The organism is Oceanospirillum beijerinckii DSM 7166, from assembly GCF_000422425.1.
Classification (GTDB): domain Bacteria; phylum Pseudomonadota; class Gammaproteobacteria; order Pseudomonadales; family Halomonadaceae; genus Oceanospirillum; species Oceanospirillum beijerinckii.
Genome location: NZ_AULT01000015.1, coordinates 126,650 through 133,386 on the forward strand (window position 1 = coordinate 126,650; position 6,737 = coordinate 133,386).

Sequence of the window (6,737 nt, forward strand, 5' to 3'; positions counted from 1 at the left end):
AACACCCTACATATTAAGATGATACTTATCATACAGTTACACAACCACCAAACAATTAAAACACTTGCCTGACCAACTCTATAAAAGATAAATTCCTCAAACAATATCCTCCGACACAAAAAAACCACATCTTGTCGCTAGACAACCAAATACACCTCAATGTAATACCATGTAATACAAACACAGCAATAAAAACAAAATAATAAATCCCGCCACATAGCAAAACATGTATAAATACAAACAATATTAAATATATAAGGAAAAAAGATGGCTAAGGTATGGACGATTAATGTTCAAGTAAACACTTTGTTTTTAAATGGTATTTCTGGCACCGGCTCATGGAGTAATCCTGTAGGTGCAAGCATATACTGGAGAAACAATGTCAGAATGACTGCGGTTAGTGACAATCCCGATGATGCCATTACTGTCGGTGATGGTGATAGCTTCCAGCTGACTGTTGGTAAAGATGATAAGATCCGCTGGGTAGTCAGCGAAGTGAACCCTGTATACAACAATCACAGAAGCGTATGTATGTACGGTTTCTCTCAGGGTAGTAATTGGGACGCTAACCTTACACCACCAAATACAGTGGTCACTGAAGCTGCATTCTCCTCTATCTTAAATGGCTTTAATGCACCGGAACAACCTGGTGGCACCTTCCTGAAGGCATCAACTTCAGATATTTCTATACCGGAGACGACTGTAAGGGCTGGTGCTCAGAACTCTGATATCACTTATTATATGAGACTTTTACTGCTTGATATCAGTGATATTAATTCACCAAAAATACTGAAGTACCTCAAAGTCGACCCAACAATCAAAATCAGACTGTAGGAATCATCAGGCCTGCTATCAGCGGGCCGCTATCTATCATCTTAATACTGAATAGAAACACTGGTTTCAAAACAGTCAGAAGATTTCTTTTATCAGTGTTTACGTGAAGCAGGAAACCTTCTCTTTCAAGTTAAATTACCCGCCCAATAAAGGAAAAACCCATGAGTAAATTATGGACAGTAAACATTCAAATTAATACTATTTACTTCAACAGAAAAAGCTCTTGGGAAAAGCCATTCAGAAACGATAGAGAATGGCAAGAAAACATTAATATGACAGCAGCAAGCAATAGCCCAGACGATCAAATTATTTCTGGCAATATTGGCGATTTTAATTTAGTTGTAAGTCCAGGCGATACTATTCAATGGCTTATCAGTGAGGTCAACCCTATCCATTCAAATAAAACCAATGTTTGTATGTATGGGCTGATAGCGGGTAAGCATTGGAAAAACAATTTATCTGACATAACGATATTACACAAAGACCTTATATTCCCATCGATTGAGCACTATTTTAATAGCCCTGAGAATCCTGACGCCAGCTTTATTTCCTTGGATAATGTCAATACTTCGATCCCCTTTACTCAGGTCATCACAGATAAGTTTATAGAAAAAGTCTCCTATCATATCAATATCGCCTTGGTTAATACGAATGACATAATAAAGCCAGAAATATTCGATTATATACAGCTGGACTCTTCTCTCTTGATAACGCCTTCACTATAGCGATACCAAGCGTCTGATCCTGTATTATAAAATGATCAAAAAGCGTTACTAATACCAAACCAGATAAGCTGTTGAAGGTCGGAAAAGCCGCAAGGCGCCTTCCGGCAATTATCCGGTATCGGAGTCTGTGTCGGATGGCGCTTCGCTTATCCAACCTACTCTGATCTCAAGAAACTTACCGGGAATGGTATAACTTAAACTTTATGCAGAGTCATCGGGTAAGGGATCAAAGCTAATCAGCAGCGTGGCCCAAGTACAGAAGGGTAATGAATCGGGGGGATTTGCATCCTTGCAAACCAGCTGTGGGGTTAATACTCGCTCAATTTCTTTAGTTTATGAATGGCTTCCACTTCATCATCAATTCTATCCAAGCGTTTGGCCAGTTCATTCATGCTTTCAATATTGGCAGAAACCTTTTCTCCGGTTTGAGTCGATGAGGTCATCATTGCATTCATTTCATCACTCAAATCGGAAGAGCCCTCAGCAATCTCTTCGATAAACTGGCTGGTGCGGTCAATGGTGCCTTTAATGCTCATAATAGAGCCGGAGACGTTATTAATGGTTTTACCGGTTTCATCGACACTCTTTTGAGTGTTTTGCGACAGATTACGCACTTCATCAGCAACCACTGCGAAACCTCGACCAGCATCACCGGCTCTGGCCGCTTCAATGGCTGCATTCAACGCCAGTAAGCTGGTCTGGTCGGCGATGCTTGAGATTACGTTGAGTACCGATTGTACTTCTTCGGCATTCTGCTGTAGTACATCCACGTCACTGCGTAACTGTATACGATCCTGTTCCTGATCATCGATAATACGGCTGAAATGGCTGAAGCGTTTTTGTACATCTGACAGTACATCACGGGAGGTTTCTGTATAGCTTTGCAGTGAATCAAACCCGCCCATAATGGAGTGTACTAAGGGTTTGTACTCTGCCATATGGTCAATCAGCTTCGCCTGTAGCTGATTAATCTGACGCAAGCTGTTTAAACGCGACTCCATAAAGTACATACGGAAGTGGCTGTAGTTCTGCGGGAAGTTATCGGCATAGTCGTCACTAAAGCGCTCTCCCTCCTTCAACTGGTAGAAGAATACGGCAGTCAAAGTCTGATTCATATGCACGCCCAAAAGCTCACCAAAGGTGGAAAAGCCCGCTGCAGGTATTTGTTGGAAGGTGCTTACTTGATTTAACTCGTTGGCATTATTTAGCCTTCGCAACACGCAGTCATTTGCCAGCATGGCTACAGGAGTGGGCTTGCCACCAGCGTAGCGTTTGTATTCCTGTTCAGTATGGGCTGCAAAGGGGCTGGCTTTGACCAGGTGTAAGTTATCGCCAAAGTGCAGATCACAGAAGAAAGCCACCGCCTCACTGGCCTGATCGATGCCTGCAATAGAGCGTACAAATAACTCGCCACCGATCTCTACACCAAACGAATGCCCTACCAGTTTATTGTCCAGATCTCCTGCTTGGCACTTAAAGTGCTCACATAACGCCTGCACCAGAGACACCGCTCGATTCTGGCCGGATTGCATCACAGAATGCACACAACGGGTGTGCGCATCTGATTCAATAACGGTAAAACTGACACCTGTTTTCTGGAAGTTATGACTTTTGAAGATGCCATAACGAATATCGCTTTTTAGCTTGCAGAAGATGACCAGGGCTTGATTATCTGTCACCCGGTTACCATCAAAGACTGATGCTTGTTGGAAATCCAGCTTACCGCCCGCAGAACCACCCACAAAATAGCAAGGCAGACGATCACTGGCATACAGCGCCTGCATGAAGAAGTTCTCACTTGCCGTTAAACCATCAAAAAAGGTGAGCGCCAGAGTATCTTTAGAGTTGATCTCAAAAGGCAGGTTGACCTTGTGGATCTCCTGTTCAATACGCTTGATTCTTTCCTGCTCTGACAGCTGTATCTGGCCACGCTTGATATCTTCACAATGCAGGGGGATAGAACGCAACTCCACCGCCTCAAAGAGGGTGTGGCTATAGCTTTGCAGTACAATATTGTCCCATGCACCTTCAGCACTATGATAAAAGGAGTTATGGCAAGAGCTAAGCTCACCTGCCGTCATAATGGCGACAAACTGTTCCGCAAATGGAACGGCCTGTTTAATACTCTGAGCCGTTTGTTGGAAGGGCAGATTAGGCGAGATAAAGGCTACCACTAAGGCCGCTTTGTTATCCTGAAAATTAAGGGCCTGACACTCGGCGCTGTTAATCTCGCTTTGGCGAAAGCTTTTCACCTTAACAGGTCTTTCACTGGTGTGAGACTTTGTTGCAGTTTGTTTTTTCCAGAGCACAGGCGACTCCAATTAACACGGATCATCACAATGCTGTCATTAAATGACGCTATATTGGATTATTAAAAGTGCTTTTCGGTTGAATCATATTCCTTCAATAGTAGCATTTATCTAATACTTTGGAACCAATTCTAAACTGCCTTTTTATACAGCATATTTTGGTATTAGTCACCTTTACCTATTTACTCCCCTTTGAAGGTAAACACACCTGTAGCAGAGAGTAAGCAGGCATACAGTGCTTTCCTACATAAAGCCTGTGTTTTCCGGCCGCTTCGGCCGGTAAATATCGGAATATTTATATTCGGGTGCTTAACACCAATGTTATAAAAGCTTTTAAATAAGAATAGAACACCTGATAAAAGCTCCAGCCATAAGCAGGCTCTTAACACCTATCGTTTACACTAAGCATGTATAGACAAAGATTACTGGCAACGATAAATATCGAAAGCGATTTTACCCGCTGTCATTGCTGCATCATTGGTGATAACAATACCATCACCTTTCATGCTGGCTGCTTGGTTTTTCGCTAAGGTGTTCAGCTCTTCCCTTACCGATTCATCATTGCGTTTAAGCCCTAGTACTTCATGCTTTGTGTAAACATTAGCATAGCCCAGTTTCTTGCATGCTGTTGCCTGTTGCTGAGTTAAGATCTGAACCTGCTCACTGCCTGATTCTGGTTTTACAAATGCACAACCGCCTAAAACCAGCGACAACACGGCTATTGGCAATACACGTCTCTTCATCACAGTACTCCTTTATCTAAAACAAATGGATGCCTCTGAAAACGTCTGCTCGAACGATAGATTCAAGGGCTTCTGGTGATCAGTATTTTCTAGTTGAAAACACCGTACCAGCTCTCTGCTTAAGGTCAAAGTCTCTATTTAAAAAAATAGCTTATGACGATCTTCTATTCGACTGTTCGACCGTTAAATACGATTAGTTAATTGCCTTGCTGACAGAGTTCATTAACACTAGCCTAGTCAACCCAATAGCAAGACTCAGGTAATCTCTTATGTTCCGCTGGTTATGGCAATTTGTGAAACCCTATAAAGTTCGCCTGATGATTGCAGTTATTGCGTTAGTCGCGACAGCAGGGCTTACACTATCGTTAGGACAAGGTGTACGCCTGATGATTGACCAGGGTTTTGCTGCTCAGTCTGAACAGGGATTAGCGGATGCATTGAGTTTGTTTGCCATCTTGGTGGTACTTGTTTCTGTTGGTGCTTATTTTCGTTTTTACATGGTGTCCTGGCTGGGAGAACGTGTTGTTGCAGATATCAGACAGAAACTCTATAGCCACCTGATCAGCCTGCCCCCCAGCTTTTTTGAGGACAACCTGGCAGGAGAGATTCAAAGCCGGGTCACCACGGATACGACATTGCTACAAACCGTTATCGGTTCATCGTTCTCGTTTGCCCTGAGAAATACACTGACCTTTGTTGGCGGCATCGTTTTAATGTTCCTTAGCAATCTGAAACTGAGCCTGATTGTACTGATTGCCGTGCCCTTAATTGTGTTTCCAGCCATCTATTTTGGTCGCAAGGTAAAAAAACTATCCCGTGACAGCCAGGATAAGGTGGCCAGTGTTGGGGCCTGGGCCAGTGAAAGTCTACAGCATATTAAAGTGGTACAAGCTTTCACCCGAGAGGATCTGGTTAATCAGCAATTTTCTCAGGAAGCAGAAGGGGCATTCCAGATCGCACTGAAACGTATACGCCACAGAGCCTGGTTAATTGCACTGGTCATGACACTGGTGATGGGTTCTGTGGCCGGTATGATCTATGTCGGCGGCAGTGACGTGATATCCGGTAAGCTTTCCGGTGGGGATCTGGCCGCGTTTGTCTTTTATGCCGTTATGGTAGCCGGTTCTCTGGCTGCCGTAACCGAGGTTTATGGCGAGGTACAGCGGGCTTCCGGTGCGGCGGAGCGTATTCGTGAGTTATTAGCCACCGAGGCAGAAATTACTTCACCGCAAACGACAATAGAAACACAAGCATCAGCAGGAGCACAAATAAGCACAGAGATACCAGCAGCCCTTAACGCAGAGAGTATTCATTTTGAGGGAGTAAGCTATCACTACCCCTCTCGACCTGATCAACAAGCCATCTCAGGTTTGAATCTGGAGATTAATCCAGGAGAAAGTATCGCTCTGGTAGGGCCTTCAGGAGCGGGTAAGTCGACACTGTTTGATCTACTTCTGCGCTTTAGAGACCCTCAACAGGGCAATATTTCGCTGCATGGACGACCACTCACTCAATGGGACCTGCAAAAGCTGAGGGAACGTTTTGCCTTAGTGCCACAGCAGCCTGTGCTATTCAGTGCCAACGTATGGGATAACCTGAGATACGGTAAACCCGATGCAACAGAAGCAGAAGTATTAGCTGCTGCACAAGCCGCTTACGCAGACGAGTTTATCCAACAACTGCCTGAAGGCTATCAGTCTTTCCTTGGTGAACAGGGTGTTAAGCTCTCCGGCGGCCAAAAGCAACGCTTGGCTATCGCTCGGGCAATACTGCGTGATCCTGAGATTTTATTGTTAGATGAAGCCACCGGTGCACTGGATGCTCAAAGTGAACACCTGGTTCAGCAGGCATTAGATAAATTGATGGAAAACCGTACTACGTTGATTATTGCTCATCGTCTTGCCACTGTCGCTCATGTGGATCGTATTGCGGTATTTGATAAGGGCCAGCTGGTTGCTATAGGCACACATCAGGAGCTACTACAAAGCTCCCCTCTGTATAAACGGCTGGCTGAGCTACAGTTTCAAACCGGATCTCTGGCAACAATAGAGTCATACCAAACCAGATAAGCTTCTTGATATCAGAGTAGGTTGGATAAGCGAAGCGCCATCCGACACTGGCTCCGG

The 6,737-nt window shown here is 44.2% G+C and carries 5 protein-coding genes; 3 read left to right on the plus strand and 2 right to left on the minus strand.

Annotation, left to right across the window (positions count from 1 at the left end):
* Positions 1–267 precede the first annotated feature (267 nt).
* Both H579_RS0106770 and H579_RS0106775 read left to right on the plus strand, forming a co-directional pair.
* The gene (locus H579_RS0106770; RefSeq protein ID WP_028300054.1) at positions 268–834 is read left to right on the plus strand and encodes an AidA/PixA family protein; all 567 of its coding nucleotides are present in this window, start codon (positions 268–270) and stop codon (positions 832–834) included.
* A 161-nt stretch (positions 835–995) separates the two neighbouring features.
* On the plus strand, positions 996–1,559 hold the full coding sequence (locus H579_RS0106775) for a hypothetical protein (RefSeq protein ID WP_028300055.1): 564 nt from the start codon (positions 996–998) through the stop codon (positions 1,557–1,559).
* A 308-nt stretch (positions 1,560–1,867) separates the two neighbouring features.
* Here the strand turns inward: H579_RS0106775 and H579_RS29845 are convergent, their stop codons facing one another.
* Positions 1,868–3,868: a methyl-accepting chemotaxis protein gene (locus H579_RS29845; RefSeq protein ID WP_028300056.1), complete on the minus strand. Its 2,001-nt coding sequence runs from the start codon at positions 3,866–3,868 to the stop codon at positions 1,868–1,870.
* Positions 3,869–4,290: 422 nt separating this feature from the next.
* Positions 4,291–4,611, minus strand: a complete 321-nt coding sequence (locus H579_RS0106785; protein ID WP_028300057.1) for a DUF4156 domain-containing protein — start codon at positions 4,609–4,611, stop codon at positions 4,291–4,293.
* 269 nt (positions 4,612–4,880) lie between these two features.
* Between H579_RS0106785 and H579_RS0106790 the strand changes: the two genes are divergently transcribed.
* Positions 4,881–6,680: an ABC transporter transmembrane domain-containing protein gene (locus tag H579_RS0106790; protein ID WP_028300058.1), complete on the plus strand. Its 1,800-nt coding sequence runs from the start codon at positions 4,881–4,883 to the stop codon at positions 6,678–6,680.
* The last annotated feature ends 57 nt before the right edge of the window (positions 6,681–6,737 follow it).

Bases quoted from the DNA above. Each gene is read 5' to 3' on its own strand.
- H579_RS0106775 (WP_028300055.1), top strand. From the start codon at position 996: ATGAGTAAATTATGGACAGTAAACATTCAAATTAATACTATTTACTTC.
- H579_RS0106790 (WP_028300058.1), top strand. From the start codon at position 4,881: ATGTTCCGCTGGTTATGGCAATTTGTGAAACCCTATAAAGTTCGCCTG.
- H579_RS0106785 (WP_028300057.1), bottom strand. From the start codon at position 4,611: ATGAAGAGACGTGTATTGCCAATAGCCGTGTTGTCGCTGGTTTTAGGC.
- H579_RS0106770 (WP_028300054.1), top strand. From the start codon at position 268: ATGGCTAAGGTATGGACGATTAATGTTCAAGTAAACACTTTGTTTTTA.